The organism is Colwellia sp. MB02u-14 (assembly GCF_014076915.1).
GTDB lineage: Bacteria > Pseudomonadota > Gammaproteobacteria > Enterobacterales > Alteromonadaceae > Colwellia_A.
In genome coordinates this window covers 132,044-146,483 of the sequence record NZ_JACGUX010000087.1, presented here as the reverse complement: position 1 = coordinate 146,483, position 14,440 = coordinate 132,044, and the positions used below count along the sequence as shown (strand labels likewise).

Sequence of the window (14,440 nt, the reverse complement as noted above, 5' to 3'; positions counted from 1 at the left end):
AGTTTAAAACGTAATTGTGGTATATTTTAGAGATAAAACAAGATTTTTTTTTGCGTTTTTTGAATTGATTAGCCTTTTGTTTTTATTATGTTTTATTTATGTTTTTTATTTGTTAATGGATTCTCTGGATTTAATGCTTGCTATTACTTGCTTTTAAAAAACAAAAAAGGAGCCGAAGCTCCTTTATAGTTATGTTAACTTATACGATTAAACATTGAATCTGAAGTGAACTACGTCACCATCTTTAACGCGGTACTCTTTTCCTTCTAGACGCCATTTACCGGACTCTTTAGCACCTGATTCGCCATTGAACTCGATAAAGTGATCGTAGGCAATAACTTCTGCGCGAATAAAGCCTTTTTCAAAGTCGGTATGAATAACGCCAGCAGCTTGTGGAGCCGTAGCATTTTGCTTTACTGTCCATGCACGTACTTCTTTTACACCTGCTGTAAAATAGGTTTGTAAGTGAAGCAAAGAATAACCAGCATTAATAACACGATTAAGCCCAGGTTCTTCTAGTCCAAGGTCAGCCATAAATTCAACACGGTCTTCATCATCCATTTCAGACAATTCGCTTTCAATTTCAGCGCAAACAGCAACAACGATTGCACCTTCGGCATCGGCTATTGCTTGCACTTTATCTAGGTAAGGGTTATTTTCAAAACCATCATCATTAACATTAGCAATATACATAGTCGGCTTAAGTGTTAAAAAGTTTAAGTAGTCGACAGCTGCTTTTTCTTCTTTAGATAAGGTTAAAGAACGTATCATATGACCTTCTTCAACATGCTTTAATATCTTCTCTAATACTGGCATTTCAAATTTAGCATCTGCATCACCTCCTTTAGCTTTTTTTGCTAAACGAAAAATTGCACGTTCTGCTGTGTCCATATCAGACAAAGCCAGCTCGGTATTGATCACCTCTATATCATCACTAGGGCTGACCTTATTGGCAACATGAATGATATTGTCATTATCAAAACAACGCACTACGTGACCAATTGCATCGGTTTCACGAATGTTAGCAAGGAACTTATTACCTAAACCTTCACCTTTAGAAGCGCCAGCGACTAAACCCGCAATATCAACAAATTCCATGGTGGTTGCTAGAACGCGCTCTGGGTTTACAATTTTGGCTAAAGCATCTAAACGAGGATCTGGTACTGGAACGACACCTGTATTAGGTTCAATAGTACAAAATGGAAAGTTAGCCGCCTCAATACCTGCTTTTGTTAATGCATTGAAAAGTGTTGATTTACCAACGTTGGGCAAGCCAACAATACCGCATTTGAATCCCATGATAATACCTTAATTGTTTTGCAAAATTTTTTTGAAGTTTAAGTTATAGCGGTTTGAATGAATGCAAACGGTTTTGAGCTTTCTTCAAATCGTCTGTTTGCCAAATATCGATACATCGGCTTGCCTCATCAATCGCTTGATCTATTTTGTCTTGGTCAATAGCTGGTGCTTTGCCAAGTACATGTCCGGTAACGCGATCTCTATGACCTGGGTGGCCAATACCAATGCGTAACCGATAAAATTCTTTGTTATTCGCCATGCTAGATATAATATCACGCAAGCCGTTATGTCCACCGTGCCCACCACCTTTTTTAATTTTACAGACTCCTGGTTCCATGTCTAACTCATCATGAGCAACAAGGATGTTTTCTAAGGGAATACGGAAAAAATTAGCAAGGGGAGCTACAGACTGACCACTTCTATTCATAAACGTTGTTGGAACAAGTAAATGAACAACTTCGTTACCTATTAGGCCTTTGCCATAAAGTCCGAAATATTTTTTTTCTGGTCTAAGGGAAATGTTGTAGCGAGAAGCGAGTTCTTCGACGAACCAAACTCCGGCATTGTGGCGGGTTTTTGTATATTCGGGGCCTGGATTACCCAGGCCCACAACTAGTTGAATAGTCATTTAAGTATAAACTTAATGATTATTCAGTAGCTTCTTCTGCTTCTGTTTCTTCACTTACGCCTTTCGGGGCATTTAATGAAACAACAGCTTGATCATGATCTTCGCCTTTTGCTAATTCGTCAGATGTTACGCCTTTAGGCAATGTAACGTCTGATAAATGCAATGTTTGCCCAAGTTCTAAACCAGCAACATCAATTTCGATGAACTCTGGAATGTTAGCAGGTAAACAGCTAATTGCAATTTCATTAATCTGGTGAGCAATTTTGCCACCTTTTTTCTCTGCTTCTTCTTCGTTAAGGAAGTGAATAGGAGCGTTAACGTGAACTGCATGAGTTGCATCAATGCGTAGGAAATCTAAATGCATTACAAGTTGCTTGAACGGGTGACGTTGCATATCTTTTAAAAGACACTCAACTGGCTTGCCGTCAATGTTTACCGTTAAAACGTGAGAGTAAAATGCTTCTTCTTGTTGTGCACGGTAAACATTTTTGTGCTCTAACGTTAAAGAAACAGGCTCTTGGCCTTCACCGTATAAAATTGCAGGAACTTTGTTTGCATGACGTAGGCGGCGGCTCGCACCTTTCCCTAGGTCAGTACGAACTTCAGCTTCTAAAGTAAATAAATCAGTCATTTTTTAATACCTAATATTAAATAGTTAGTTGAGTTGTTTTTTGCGACCAAAAACAACCGTGAACCTTTATAAAATAGCCATCGAATTTAATCTAATCGCTATAAAAGGCGCGGCATAATAACACCTCAACTTAAACAGATCCAACGTTAATATTATTATAAGTGATTAATTATTCCTGTCTGTTGTCGATATCATTGCGCTAAATGACGGTTATAAATATTTTTATATTGAAAGTTGGGTATCATACCCGTTACCATTAAAAGTCCACTCTGAAAACTGAATCTTGATTAATAACGGCTATATATGTGCCTAATACTCAGTAATGTATAATGCTTATAAGAGAATTAACTATGACAATTACATCTTTTTATCCGACTCCTCGTACTTTAATGGGTCCTGGACCTAGTGATGTTTCACCGCGCGTTTTATCTGCCTTAGGTCGCCCAACAATTGGTCATTTGGATCCTGAGTTTGTTCAGATGATGGACGAAATTAAAGTTTTACTTCAGTATGCTTTCCAAACAAAAAATGAATTAACGATGGCTGTTTCAGCGCCAGGCTCTGCTGGTATGGAAACTTGTTTTGTAAACTTAGTTGAGCCAGGCGAAAAAGTCATTGTGTGTGTGAATGGCGTTTTTGGTTCTCGCATGGTTGAAAATGTCGAACGATTAGGCGCTATAGCCATTGTTATTAATGATGAATGGGGGACTCCTGTTTGTGTTGAAAAAGTAAAACAAGCTTTTAAAGAGAATGCTGAGGTTAAATTTCTAGCGTTTGTTCATGCTGAAACATCTACCGGTGTGTTATCTGACGCAAAAACATTATGTGAAATAGCGCGGGAAAACTCAGCATTATCGATAGTGGATGCGGTGACTTCGTTAGGTGGTGTTGAGCTTAGAGTTGATGACTGGGGTATTGATGCTGTTTACTCAGGTAGCCAGAAGTGTTTATCGTGTGTACCTGGCATATCGCCCATTAGCTTTAGTGCAAAAGCGGTCGAAAAATTAACAAGTAGAAAATCTAAAGTCCCTAGTTGGTTTTTAGATTTATCTTTGGTTATGGGGTATTGGGGCGGTTCGGGTAAGCGTAGTTATCATCATACTGCCCCCGTTAATTCTTTATATGCTTTACATGAATCTTTGGTGATGTTGCAAAACGAAGGATTAGAGAATGCTTGGGAACGCCATGATAAACAGCATCAGAAATTAAAGCAGGGATTAACGAAATTAGGTATTAAGTTTGTGGTTGAAGAACCGTACCGCTTGCCACAATTAAATACGGTATTGATCCCCCAAGGTGTTGATGATGCCCTTGTTCGTCAAACGTTACTAAACGACTATAATTTAGAAATTGGCGCAGGTCTTGGCGGCTTTGCGGGTAAAGCATGGCGAATTGGTTTGATGGGGTATGCAGCACGAACTGAAAACGTAACACTTTGCTTAGCGGCGTTAGCTGATATTTTAGATAAATAATAAGGAAACATCCATTACACAATGTAAAAGAGCGGCATTAGTTGCAAAGCATGATGAATACGCTTTTATTGACAAAATCTCCGTAGCTAATGGTTTTCTCTGCTTAGCTTTAAGGCTTAAACCTTTAGTTTATGCTTGTGAAGCTGCTACAGTTCTAACTCGTGATACAGATAGAAGGTCCGCTGACGAAGATTTTTTTGATGCAAATGCAAAGTGTAAGTAGTAAAGATAATAATTAAAGTTAATTATAAAACAATAGGTATATTATGTTTAAAAAACTTAATCAAATAAAATGGATGGAGGTAGGAGCAGCTTTTGTTTTTTTATGCCTTGTTAATATATTGTCCTCGTATTATATACGTGGAGTAATAGATATATCTATTGTAGATATTATTATGTTTACCGTAATCGCCATATTGATTTCATTAATAAAAAAAAAAGGTAAAGGTTGATAATGAAGTTACTTATAATGTTTTCTTTAGTTTGTGTGTTTGTTTACTTTATAGTCTTTCAAGGCACAAGTAGTGATAATGAAAATACAATTTCGTCAAGTAGTGAATTAGATATGGCTATTTCAGAAAAGATAATCATAAAAAATAAGGAAACAAAAAGTAATATATCCAATACTAAAATGTTAGTAAACACTGCTAGTTTAAGTAAAAAACTACAAAATGATGCTATATATAAAGCTAAACTTCTTAATTCAACAGAGACAGAAGCAAGTAAAAAAGAAATACTTGAGAATATTGATATTGATCTTGTTAATGCTATGGAAGGATTATTTAAGTCATCACGTGACAATGACTGGGAATCATTTTTATCTTTGACTGATTTGCTGAATGTTGCTGATGTTACAACATTAAATTTAGCTTTGTTTAAAGCCATTTCAAATAACGCCCCGATAGAAGTCATTAAAAAGTTATTAGGTCTAGGGGCACAGTTTCAACCAGAAGTATTAACCATACTTGCATTAAAGAATAATGTAGTTCTCACAAAAGCGTTAATTCCTTTCGGCCTTGATATTCACGGCGTTGATAAACAAGGGCGAAATGGTATTAGTCAGACACTTGTTATTTTTGATTCGCGTGATATGTTTGATTTTTTTCTTAATAACGGTGTTAGTGTTAACCCCCGCACACTAGGAGTTGACCCTTTAGATATGGCACTTTTAAAGCTACTAAAAGAAAATGATTCAACACTTTATTATATTGAGACGTTAATTGATTATGGCGCTTCTATAGGAAGTAGTCATAAAAAATTGTTACTATTGTTAGAACAGGACAACCCTTCGCTATATGAACGGTTAACAGTGCTAGCACCTCGGCTTATCTAGAGTAAAATAACCCATCTGTATTGATTTCTTATGCACTGCAGTCAATTCATTAACCAAGCAATGGTCGATTTTGGTCAGTACCGCTCAAAAAAACACGAACAACGTTTATACATTCGACTATAAATAAATTGTGAGTCGCTTTAAATGAAAAAGCCCCGAGTAAGAGTTACTCGGGGCTTTATTATTTATTACGTTGTATTGTCAGTAAATGCTTAGCTGTCAAACATTGCTGAAATTGACTCTTCGTTACATACACGGCGAATCGCTTCAGACAACATACCACTTAAGGTTAATTGGCGAACAATGCCTAATGCTTTAATTTCATCAGTAAGCGGAATAGAATCGGTTACCACTAACTCGTCAATTACAGAGTCTCTTAAGTTTTGCGCGGCATTACCTGAAAGTACGGGATGAGTCGCGTAAGCGATAACGCGTTTTGCGCCATGTGCTTTTAATGCTTCAGCCGCTTTGGCTAGCGTGCCACCGGTATCTATCATATCGTCAACAATGATACAGTCACGGTCAGCAACATCACCAATAATGTGCATAACTTGTGCTACATTAGCTTTTGGACGACGCTTATCGATAATGGCAAGGTCAGCTTCATTAAGTAGCTTAGCTACAGCGCGAGCGCGAACTACACCACCAATATCAGGAGAAACCACAATTGGGTTATCTAAATCACGAGAAATCATATCTTCAAGTAAAATAGGGGTGCCAAATACGTTATCTACAGGTACATCGAAGAAACCTTGAATTTGCTCTGCGTGTAAGTCAACCGTTAATACGCGGTCAACACCGACACTTGATAAAAAGTCAGCAACAACTTTTGCCGTAATTGGCACACGTGCACTGCGCACACGTCTATCTTGTCGAGCATAACCAAAATATGGAATAACGGCAGTAATACGACCAGCAGATGCTCGGCGTAATGCGTCAATCATTACAATTAATTCCATTAGGTTATTGTTTGTTGGCGCACAAGTTGATTGAAGAATAAAAACATCCGCACCGCGCACGTTTTCGTTAATTTCAACACTAATTTCACCATCACTAAAACTACCAACTTTGGCATCGCCTAAAGTCATGTATAGACGATCAGCTACTTTCTTGGCCAGTTCAGGGGTGGCATTACCCGCAAATATTTTCATGTCAGGCACGGTCAGTTCCTCGGAAACTTTTGACATATTAAGTTACGCTATTAGTTAACGTGAGTTTACTATTAGCAAATTATTAAATTTTTTCCAGTGGTTCTTAGCATTTTATGAAAATAAATTCTCATGGGTATTATTGTGCTCAATTACTTTTTTGTAATGTTACTAAACGATCAATAACGTTACGTAAAGGAGAAATATTCATACCTTTTGCCACAAAAGAAATTATTCCCTTAGGAAGTAATGACTGAATGCGACAGGCCTCTTGCTCAGTATCAAAGCGGGAAAAAATACACGCTCCGGTACCAGTCATACGAGAAGGCGCGTATTCTACCAACCAAGCCAGTAACTTGGCAACCTCAGGATAGTCTTTTATTACTAAGGTTTGGCAGTCATTGTGGCATAAGTCTATGTCTAACTTACTAATATCATCATTTAAATTAACTTTCGCAGTGTTACGGATTAAATGAGGAGAGGTAAAAACACTAGCAGTAGAAATGCTTACGTTGGGTTTACTGACTAAAAACCAACTTTCTTTAGGTGTAACAGGGGTCAGTTCTTCACCAATACCTTCAGCAAAAGCGGCAAAGCCATGTATAAAAATAGGCACGTCAGCGCCAAGTGATAAACCAAGTTGTGCTAATTCAGCTATTGTTAAGTTAGCTTTCCACAAGGTGTTTAAGGCTAATAAAATTGTTGCAGCGTTTGAAGAACCTCCGCCTAAGCCGCCTCCCATGGGGAGAATTTTTGTGATTTTTATTTGTGCGCCTAACTTTTGCTTATCACCACTTAACGAGTTCTCTAGTACTTTATTGTCTATTAAATGTTTTTGTAATAACTGAGCGGCTTTAACAATTAAGTTATCTTCATTTAAGACGCCGTCAATAGGTGTAAGTAATTCAATTCGATTACCCTTGGTAACTTTTATATCTATAGTATCGCTGTGATCTAAGAACTGAAAAATGGTTTGTAACTGATGATAACCATCGCTGCGTTGACCAATAATATGGAGAAATAAATTAAGCTTGGCAGGGGCCGGAAAGCGGTGGAATTGTTCGTGAGTATTAATCATTGCTTGTGACGTCCCATTGATGAACATTAATTTTAATGGTGATGTTTTCTTGTTTTATGGAGAACTTCGTTGCCAATTGATATTGCTCTACCTGCTGATACCCCCCATATTTTAGCTGCCATATTTTTTTGTCATGATAACTGGTCAGCGTTATCGGTAATTGTGTTTTATCGCTATATACAATTTTATCACGAGCTAAATAAGGTAAGCCTTTTAACCAAAAGGTCATTGCCTGTGTTGGCAGAGTAAAACTTGTCAGAGATGAAAGCAGGGCATTTAAATCTGAACTTAGGTAACGTTCACCATCAACGTTAATTACATGCACACCATTTAACGATTCTAGCTTAAACACTTGAATACCCAGTACCGTACTTAAATTCAATGTTTGACGATTATTATTCTCTTGGTAGAGCCAATTAAGTGTTAGACTATGGCGCTCTTTGGGGCTAATAATGGCTATTTTCCCCTGAATTTTCCAAGTGGACAATGTTTTAAGTTTTTTAGTGCGCTCGGTGATGTTCTGATGTTCTGTAATTTGCTGATGGTTATTTGTTAAGGAACGACAACCAGACAAAAGTATCAGGAATAAACTGAGAAAAATGAAAAATGATACTCTTAATTTGTTCATATAAGCCATTAATATTAAGTTAAACGTTAAAATATCGCGTTGTCGCGTATTTGGTGCTTTTAATTTTCTGTGATTTTTCGTAAAATTAACATCATTATTTATTATAGATCATAGGTTTTTTGTAAAACCTGACTAATAATGTGGTTAATGAAAAGATTAATCGAAAATAAATTGGTCAACGATAATTTTTATTTTTTGTATTAATCGTATATTAAGGCTGAATAGTTCCCGTTATGTCGATAGTTGCTGTTGGAATCAATCACAAAACTGCCCCCGTTGCTGTTAGAGAGAAAATCTCTTTTAACCCCGACAACTTAAGTGTGGCATTAACTGAATTACTTGGGAACGTAAAATGTCGCGAAGCAGCGATTTTATCAACCTGTAATCGAACCGAACTCTATTTAGTTCAAGAAGGTGATGTCAGTATTACCCAAGAGAAAGTCGTGCGGTGGTTAGAACAACATCATAATGTACCTGCTTCAATTATCACGCCTAGTTTATATTGGCATACCGATCAACAAGCGGTTAACCACATGATGCGTGTAGCTTGTGGCCTTGATTCTTTAGTTTTAGGCGAACCGCAAATCCTGGGTCAAATGAAGCAAGCTTATAGCCAAGCAAAAGCTGCAGGCTCTATGTCATTAATCATGGACCGTTTATTTCAACGCACTTTTGGTGTTGCTAAACAAGTTCGTACAGAAACAGAAATCGGCGCTAGCGCTGTTTCAGTGGCTTTCGCTTCGGTAAATTTAGCAAAGCATATTTTTGCTAATCTTGAAAATGTAAAAGTGCTTTTAGTTGGGGCCGGTGACACCATCGAGCTGGTTGCTAAACATTTATACGAAAATAAAGTGGGTAAAATAACCGTCGCTAATCGTACTCTTGCACGAGCCGAAGCAATGGCAGGCGCCATTGGCGCAGATGTTATTACGTTAGCGCAAATCCCTGACAGGATGGCTGATGCCGATATCGTTATTAGTTCAACGGGTAGTACTTTGCCTATTATCGGTAAAGGAATGGTTGAACACGCATTACGAAAACGTAAGCATCGACCTATTTTTATGGTCGATTTAGCGGTTCCTCGCGATATCGAAGAGCAAGTAGGCGATTTAGAAGATGTTTTTTTATACACTGTTGACGACTTACAAGGCATTATTGCCAAAAATTTAGCGAACCGTCGCAAAGAAGCGGTTCAAGCTGAGGCGATTGTTTCTTCGCAGTCAGATGTTTTTATGTCATGGCTTCGCGGCTTAAATACGCAAGATACCGTTATAGACTATCGCAAGCAGTGTTTAGAGCACCGCGATTTATTACTTGAAAAAGCCCTTGTACAGCTACAAAGCAATAAATCACCAGAGGCTATCATGGCTGAATTAGCTACTAAATTGACTAATAAATTTATGCACGCACCAACCAGCGCTATTCAATCAGCTGCACAAGGTGGAGAATTAGACAAACTGGTTTACTTACGTGACATTTATAATATTAAATAGCCGTACTTAACTACCGTATATCCCAAACATATGAAGATGGTAATTTCGGCTAACTTGGCTATTTACAGCTTTTTTACACCTTTGATTGAAAGTGTACAACTAACCCTTTAAACTGCAGACCACCAATTTTCGTCCGCTGTTCCCTAATTATAAGATTTCTTAATGAATAAATCTGTTTATCAAAAACTTGAAATATTAGTCGAGCGCTTTGAAGAAGTTCAAGCCTTGCTTTCTGATCCTGGAACACTTTCGGATCAAGAAAAATTTATTGCCTTATCAAAAGAGTTTTCTCAATTAGAAGCAGTCACTAGTGTGTTTAATGACTACCAAAGTGCAGAAGAAGACTTTTCTTTAGCCGAAGAAATGCTAAAAGATGAAGACCCTGATATGCGTGAAATGGCGCAAGAAGAATTTAAATCCGCTAAGAAAATGATTGAAGAATTAACTGATCAATTACAAATTTTATTATTACCTAAAGATCCAAATGACAACAATAACTGTTTTGTTGAATTACGGGCGGGTGCGGGTGGTGATGAAGCCGCAATTTTTGCGGGCGATTTATATCGTATGTATAGCCGTTACTGTGAAAAGAAAGGCTGGCGTATAGAAGTCATGAACACGAATGAAAGTGAACAAGGCGGCTACAAAGAAGTTATTTTCAAAGTCATTGGTGAAGGTGTCTACGGACAAATGAAGTTTGAGTCTGGCGGTCATCGCGTGCAACGTGTGCCTGAAACAGAATCTCAAGGTCGTGTACATACTTCTGCCTGTACAGTGGTTGTTATGCCTGAAATTCCAGAAGCGGATGCGATAGAAATTAACAAAGCTGATTTAAAAGTTGATACATTCCGCGCATCAGGTGCCGGTGGACAACACGTTAACAAAACTGATTCGGCGATCCGTATTACACATATTCCAACGGGTGTCGTTGTCGAGTGTCAAGAGCAACGCTCTCAGCATAAAAACCGTGCGCAAGCGATGTCAGTATTACAAGCACGTTTACAACAAGCTGAAGACGAAAAACGCCGCAGTGAAGAAGAGTCTTCACGTCGAAATCTTGTGGCAAGTGGCGATCGTTCAGAGCGTATCCGTACTTATAACTATCCACAAGGGCGTATGACAGATCACCGTATTAATCTTACCTTATATCGCTTAAACGAGGTCCTTGAAGGAAATCTGCACTTAGTTTTAGAGCCTATAATGTTAGAAAACCAAGCCGATTTACTTGCGGCTCTCGCTGAACAAAACTAGTTACTGGTTTGAGCGAATCTTTAAAATCGTCAATAACATATTGCCAGCAGAGCTTTGCTGAAATAATTAATCAAGGGCAGCAGTTGCTCGCTGCCTTTTCAGACAGCGCAAAACTTGATTGTAAAATTTTACTCGCTTTTGTTTTGAACAAAGAAACAAGTTACCTGTTAACTTGGCCTGAAAAAAAACTAACCGAGCAAGATTTTCAAGCTTTTATGGCCTTGTTTGAACGCCGTTTACAGGGTGAACCTATTGCTTATATCACCCAAGAACGTGAATTTTGGTCATTACCTTTTTACGTGTCACCCGCAACGTTAATTCCTCGTCCTGATACAGAATTACTCGTTGAACACATTTTAGCGCGCCATGTAGAAAATGATTTGTCCTGTTTAGATTTGGGCACAGGTACTGGGGCTATTGCATTAGCGTTAGCATCAGAAAAAAATCAATGGCAAATTCATGGGGTTGATTTTAGTGATGATGCGGTAACTTTAGCTAAAAAGAACGCTCAACGCTTGCAGCTATCACATGTTGAAATTTATCAAAGTGATTGGTTCTCCAATATAACAGCAAATAAAAAGTTTACTATTATTGTGAGTAACCCTCCCTATATCGATGGCGCCGATAAACACTTAGCGATAGGTGATGTTAGGTTTGAACCGTTATCGGCACTTGTTGCTAGTGATAACGGCTTTGCAGATATCAAACGCATTGCTAAAGACGCACAAGTTTACTTAAAAGACAATGGTGCGCTTTATTTAGAACATGGTTTTGAACAAGGGGAAGGTGTTAGAGATATATTACATCGATTAGGCTATCAATCGATTGAAACACTAAAAGATTATGCCGGAAACGATCGAGTCACTTGTTGTATTATGTTGAGTGACAACAAAAATAAAAATAATAATGAGGTATGTCGATGAAACATTTACATATGACGCTAGTCGCAATAACCATTCTATTGTTCACTTACCGTTTTGCATTAACGCTGGTGGGTTCATCACAATTAAATAAAAAATGGCTGAAAATAAGTCCTCATATCGTTGATACCTTTTTATTGTTATTAGGTGTTGGCCTAGCGGTTAAATTAGCGATTAACCCATTAGAACAATTATGGTTAGCCGAAAAAATTATAGCGATAATTTTTTATATATTTACCGGTTATTACACCTTAAAATTAGCACGTAATCGAACGATGCAGATCATTGGTTATTTAGGTGCTATAAGTTGGATCATGTTAGCGGTAAAAATAGCAACAACAAAACAAACGGTATTTTTATAATTAATATCCTCCCTCCGAAATAAGCCATAACTTTACAATAGGGTAAGCAATTAAAAACTACAGTATGAATGAATTATTATTTTCCGAGCTCAATGATGACGATAAATCCCTCATTGACGCTTTTGTCCTTATTGAAGAAGTTGTTTTTGGTCATAGTGACTTTGATCCCGCAGATCTTGATCATATTGTTGAACAATGTTCAGAATTGATTGTTGATACAGAAGAGTATCTGGAAAAGGCTGAACAATTGATCAATGAACTTTTCATTGAACAACTGCTTATTGATAACCAACGTGATTTTTGGCCAGTTACTGCTCATATGTTAAAGAGTGGTCTTGATTTTAAGTTAATGTCGCCCGCATTAAAAAGTATTGTATTGTGTCATATATTTCGTCTTTGTGGTTTTGAAACTGATGTGGTCTTTGTACCAAAGAAAAATATGATCCGTGTAGTATGTGATGAACTTTATGCGATTGTTTTTGATCCCATTACGGGAGAATCATTAAACTGGCATGAGCTTGATTTATGTATGGACGACCTTGATGGTGATCCACAAAGTGATCAAATAGAAGATATTTCGAGATTAAGCCTAATTGTTAAACATGTTAGCTCGTTGAAAAATGCGTTGATCCGTGAAGGGCAGTTTCCTCAAGCACTAAAATGTGTCGATATTTTAATTGCTTTGCGGCCAGATGATCCCTTTGAGCGTCGAGATAGAGGGTTTTTATTACATCAACTCGATTGTTTTAAAGTCGCTTACGATGATTATCAATATTTTGTCGAAAAATGTCCAAAGGACCCTGCAGCGCAATTATTAAAAATGCAATTGGACAAAATTACGATAGCTGATACGGTATTACATTAAATAAATCCTGAAAGTAAGGTAAGCCTTACACATAAACCCAATAAAAATAACAAGGTTAATCAATGGAAGATCAAATAATCAATAATAGCCCTTTTATCACGAATGATGCCACCGTTATGGGATTGCTCGCGATAATACTTGGGTTCGTTTTCTATACATCTAATAGTGAACATCCAGCCTTTAAGAAGTTCTATAAATACATACCCGCATTACTGATGTGTTATTTACTGCCGTCTTTGTTAAACACTTTTGGCATTGTTAGTGCAGAATTGAGTCAAGTAGACGAAGTCGCTAAGTATTACTTGTTACCGGCTTGTTTAGTTTTATTAACTTTGAGCATTGACATAAAAGCTATCGTTGGTTTGGGTAATAAAGCCATTATCATGTTTTTAACGGGGACGATTGGTGTCGTTATTGGCGGCCCAATTGCCTTATTAGCGATTTCAGCTATTTGGCCTGAACTGCTTGGTGTTACAGGGCCTGAAGCTGTTTGGCGTGGTATGGCTGCACTGGCAGGTAGTTGGATAGGCGGTGGTGCGAATATGTTGGCAATGAAAGAGATTTATGGCGCTGACGGAAAAATATTCACTATTATGGTTACCGTTGATATTGTTGTCGCCAACTTGTGGATGGCGGTATTACTGTATTTAGCCGCTAATCATAAACGCATTGATGCGAAGAGTGGCGCTGATACTTCTGCAATCGATAGATTAATTGACCGTGTTGAAGCTTCGCAACGGGAAAACACCAAATCACCTGTTTTAAAAGACTTTATGCTGATTATCGCCGTAGGGTTTGGCGCTGCTGGTTTAGCACATTTTGCCGCAGACTATTTAGTGCCGTACTTTCAAATGAACTTCCCTGACTTGAAAAGGTTTAGCTTACATTCAAAGCTATTCTGGATCATCGTATTAGTGACAACCATTGGTTTAGGATTGTCGTTTACTAAAGCGAGAAAGCTTGAAGCTGTAGGTGCATCGAAAGTAGGTAGCAGTTTATTATACGTGTTAGTGGCGACTATAGGTTTGCATATGGACGTTACTCAAATTGTAGAGTCACCGAAATATATCGCTATTGGCGTTGTTTGGATGTTAGTGCATGTTATTTTACTACTCATTGTAGGAAAAATAATTAAAGCGCCTATTTTCTACTTAGCTGTTGGTAGTAAAGCGAATATTGGTGGTGCTGCTTCTGCGCCTGTTATCGCTTCAGCATTTCATCCTTCTTTAGCGCCTGTAGGCGTTTTACTTGCGGTGTTAGGTTACGCTTTAGGCACCTATATGGCTTGGCTATGTGGCCAGTTGTTAAGAATTATTGGTAGCTAATCGTTTG

At 37.8% G+C, this 14,440-nt stretch carries 14 protein-coding genes; 8 read left to right on the top strand and 6 right to left on the bottom strand.

The genetic code is table 11. From position 1 onward, the window contains the following. Window positions 1–207: 207 nt before the first annotated feature. The 3 genes from ychF to H4J52_RS16990 are packed head-to-tail and all read right to left on the bottom strand — an operon-like array spanning window position 208 to window position 2,558. Window positions 208–1,299: a redox-regulated ATPase YchF gene (ychF, locus tag H4J52_RS17000; protein WP_182182051.1), complete on the bottom strand. Its 1,092-nt coding sequence runs from the start codon at window positions 1,297–1,299 to the stop codon at window positions 208–210. Window positions 1,300–1,342: 43 nt separating this feature from the next. Further along, window positions 1,343–1,927: an aminoacyl-tRNA hydrolase gene (gene pth / locus H4J52_RS16995; RefSeq protein WP_182182052.1), complete on the bottom strand. Its 585-nt coding sequence runs from the start codon at window positions 1,925–1,927 to the stop codon at window positions 1,343–1,345. 19 nt (window positions 1,928–1,946) lie between these two features. Further along, the gene (locus H4J52_RS16990) at window positions 1,947–2,558 is read right to left on the bottom strand and encodes a 50S ribosomal protein L25/general stress protein Ctc (RefSeq protein WP_182182053.1); all 612 of its coding nucleotides are present in this window, start codon (window positions 2,556–2,558) and stop codon (window positions 1,947–1,949) included. 350 nt (window positions 2,559–2,908) lie between these two features. Here H4J52_RS16990 and H4J52_RS16985 point away from each other — a divergent pair, with 350 nt between their 5' ends. Together H4J52_RS16985 and H4J52_RS16980 are read left to right on the top strand one after the other, a co-directional pair. After that, entirely contained in the window at window positions 2,909–4,030 is a 1,122-nt protein-coding gene (locus tag H4J52_RS16985) for an alanine--glyoxylate aminotransferase family protein (RefSeq protein WP_182225288.1), read from the top strand. Between the two features lie 454 nt (window positions 4,031–4,484). Next, window positions 4,485–5,363 (top strand): hypothetical protein, encoded by an 879-nt coding sequence (locus H4J52_RS16980; RefSeq protein ID WP_182225286.1) that lies wholly within the window; start codon window positions 4,485–4,487, stop codon window positions 5,361–5,363. 212 nt (window positions 5,364–5,575) lie between these two features. On the opposite strand, the gene H4J52_RS16975 is transcribed toward H4J52_RS16980, so the two are convergent. The 3 genes from H4J52_RS16975 to lolB form a co-directional block, all read right to left on the bottom strand. Further along, window positions 5,576–6,523 carry a ribose-phosphate pyrophosphokinase gene (locus H4J52_RS16975; protein WP_182182135.1) on the bottom strand — a complete coding sequence of 316 codons (948 nt, stop codon included), beginning with the start codon at window positions 6,521–6,523 and terminating at the stop codon, window positions 5,576–5,578. A 136-nt stretch (window positions 6,524–6,659) separates the two neighbouring features. Further along, window positions 6,660–7,589, bottom strand: coding sequence for a 4-(cytidine 5'-diphospho)-2-C-methyl-D-erythritol kinase (ispE, locus tag H4J52_RS16970; protein ID WP_182182057.1), 930 nt, complete (start codon window positions 7,587–7,589; stop codon window positions 6,660–6,662). Continuing rightward, complete coding sequence (gene lolB, locus H4J52_RS16965; protein ID WP_182225285.1) at window positions 7,582–8,217, bottom strand: lipoprotein insertase outer membrane protein LolB; 636 nt, start codon at window positions 8,215–8,217, stop codon at window positions 7,582–7,584. The genes ispE and lolB overlap by 8 nt, the downstream gene beginning before the upstream one ends. 233 nt (window positions 8,218–8,450) lie before the next feature. Here lolB and hemA point away from each other — a divergent pair, with 233 nt between their 5' ends. The 6 genes from hemA to H4J52_RS16935 all read left to right on the top strand — a co-directional run bounded on the left by hemA (window position 8,451) and on the right by H4J52_RS16935 (window position 14,433). Further along, a complete protein-coding gene (gene hemA, locus H4J52_RS16960) occupies window positions 8,451–9,710 on the top strand; it encodes a glutamyl-tRNA reductase (RefSeq protein ID WP_182182059.1) in 1,260 nt (419 codons plus the stop codon). A 162-nt stretch (window positions 9,711–9,872) separates the two neighbouring features. Then, a complete protein-coding gene (gene prfA / locus H4J52_RS16955; RefSeq protein ID WP_182182060.1) occupies window positions 9,873–10,961 on the top strand; it encodes a peptide chain release factor 1 in 1,089 nt (362 codons plus the stop codon). An 8-nt stretch (window positions 10,962–10,969) separates the two neighbouring features. Then, window positions 10,970–11,884: a peptide chain release factor N(5)-glutamine methyltransferase gene (prmC, locus tag H4J52_RS16950; protein WP_220460130.1), complete on the top strand. Its 915-nt coding sequence runs from the start codon at window positions 10,970–10,972 to the stop codon at window positions 11,882–11,884. Beyond that, window positions 11,881–12,243 (top strand): SirB2 family protein, encoded by a 363-nt coding sequence (locus tag H4J52_RS16945; RefSeq protein WP_182182061.1) that lies wholly within the window; start codon window positions 11,881–11,883, stop codon window positions 12,241–12,243. The genes prmC and H4J52_RS16945 overlap by 4 nt, the downstream gene beginning before the upstream one ends. 64 nt (window positions 12,244–12,307) lie before the next feature. After that, window positions 12,308–13,108, top strand: coding sequence for a SirB1 family protein (locus tag H4J52_RS16940; RefSeq protein WP_182182062.1), 801 nt, complete (start codon window positions 12,308–12,310; stop codon window positions 13,106–13,108). A 62-nt stretch (window positions 13,109–13,170) separates the two neighbouring features. Continuing rightward, the gene (locus H4J52_RS16935) at window positions 13,171–14,433 is read left to right on the top strand and encodes a DUF819 domain-containing protein (RefSeq protein WP_182182063.1); all 1,263 of its coding nucleotides are present in this window, start codon (window positions 13,171–13,173) and stop codon (window positions 14,431–14,433) included. The last annotated feature ends 7 nt before the right edge of the window (window positions 14,434–14,440 follow it).

What these genes read in the sequence shown, in the direction of transcription:
- H4J52_RS16990 (WP_182182053.1), bottom strand. Translation starts at nt 2,558, where the DNA reads ATGACTGATTTATTTACTTTAGAAGCTGAAGTTCGTACTGACCTAGGG.
- H4J52_RS16980 (WP_182225286.1), top strand. Translation starts at nt 4,485, where the DNA reads ATGAAGTTACTTATAATGTTTTCTTTAGTTTGTGTGTTTGTTTACTTT.
- ispE (WP_182182057.1), bottom strand. Translation starts at nt 7,589, where the DNA reads ATGATTAATACTCACGAACAATTCCACCGCTTTCCGGCCCCTGCCAAG.
- H4J52_RS16935 (WP_182182063.1), top strand. Translation starts at nt 13,171, where the DNA reads ATGGAAGATCAAATAATCAATAATAGCCCTTTTATCACGAATGATGCC.
- H4J52_RS16940 (WP_182182062.1), top strand. Translation starts at nt 12,308, where the DNA reads ATGAATGAATTATTATTTTCCGAGCTCAATGATGACGATAAATCCCTC.
- lolB (WP_182225285.1), bottom strand. Translation starts at nt 8,217, where the DNA reads ATGAACAAATTAAGAGTATCATTTTTCATTTTTCTCAGTTTATTCCTG.
- pth (WP_182182052.1), bottom strand. Translation starts at nt 1,927, where the DNA reads ATGACTATTCAACTAGTTGTGGGCCTGGGTAATCCAGGCCCCGAATAT.
- ychF (WP_182182051.1), bottom strand. Translation starts at nt 1,299, where the DNA reads ATGGGATTCAAATGCGGTATTGTTGGCTTGCCCAACGTTGGTAAATCA.
- H4J52_RS16945 (WP_182182061.1), top strand. Translation starts at nt 11,881, where the DNA reads ATGAAACATTTACATATGACGCTAGTCGCAATAACCATTCTATTGTTC.
- hemA (WP_182182059.1), top strand. Translation starts at nt 8,451, where the DNA reads ATGTCGATAGTTGCTGTTGGAATCAATCACAAAACTGCCCCCGTTGCT.
- H4J52_RS16985 (WP_182225288.1), top strand. Translation starts at nt 2,909, where the DNA reads ATGACAATTACATCTTTTTATCCGACTCCTCGTACTTTAATGGGTCCT.
- prfA (WP_182182060.1), top strand. Translation starts at nt 9,873, where the DNA reads ATGAATAAATCTGTTTATCAAAAACTTGAAATATTAGTCGAGCGCTTT.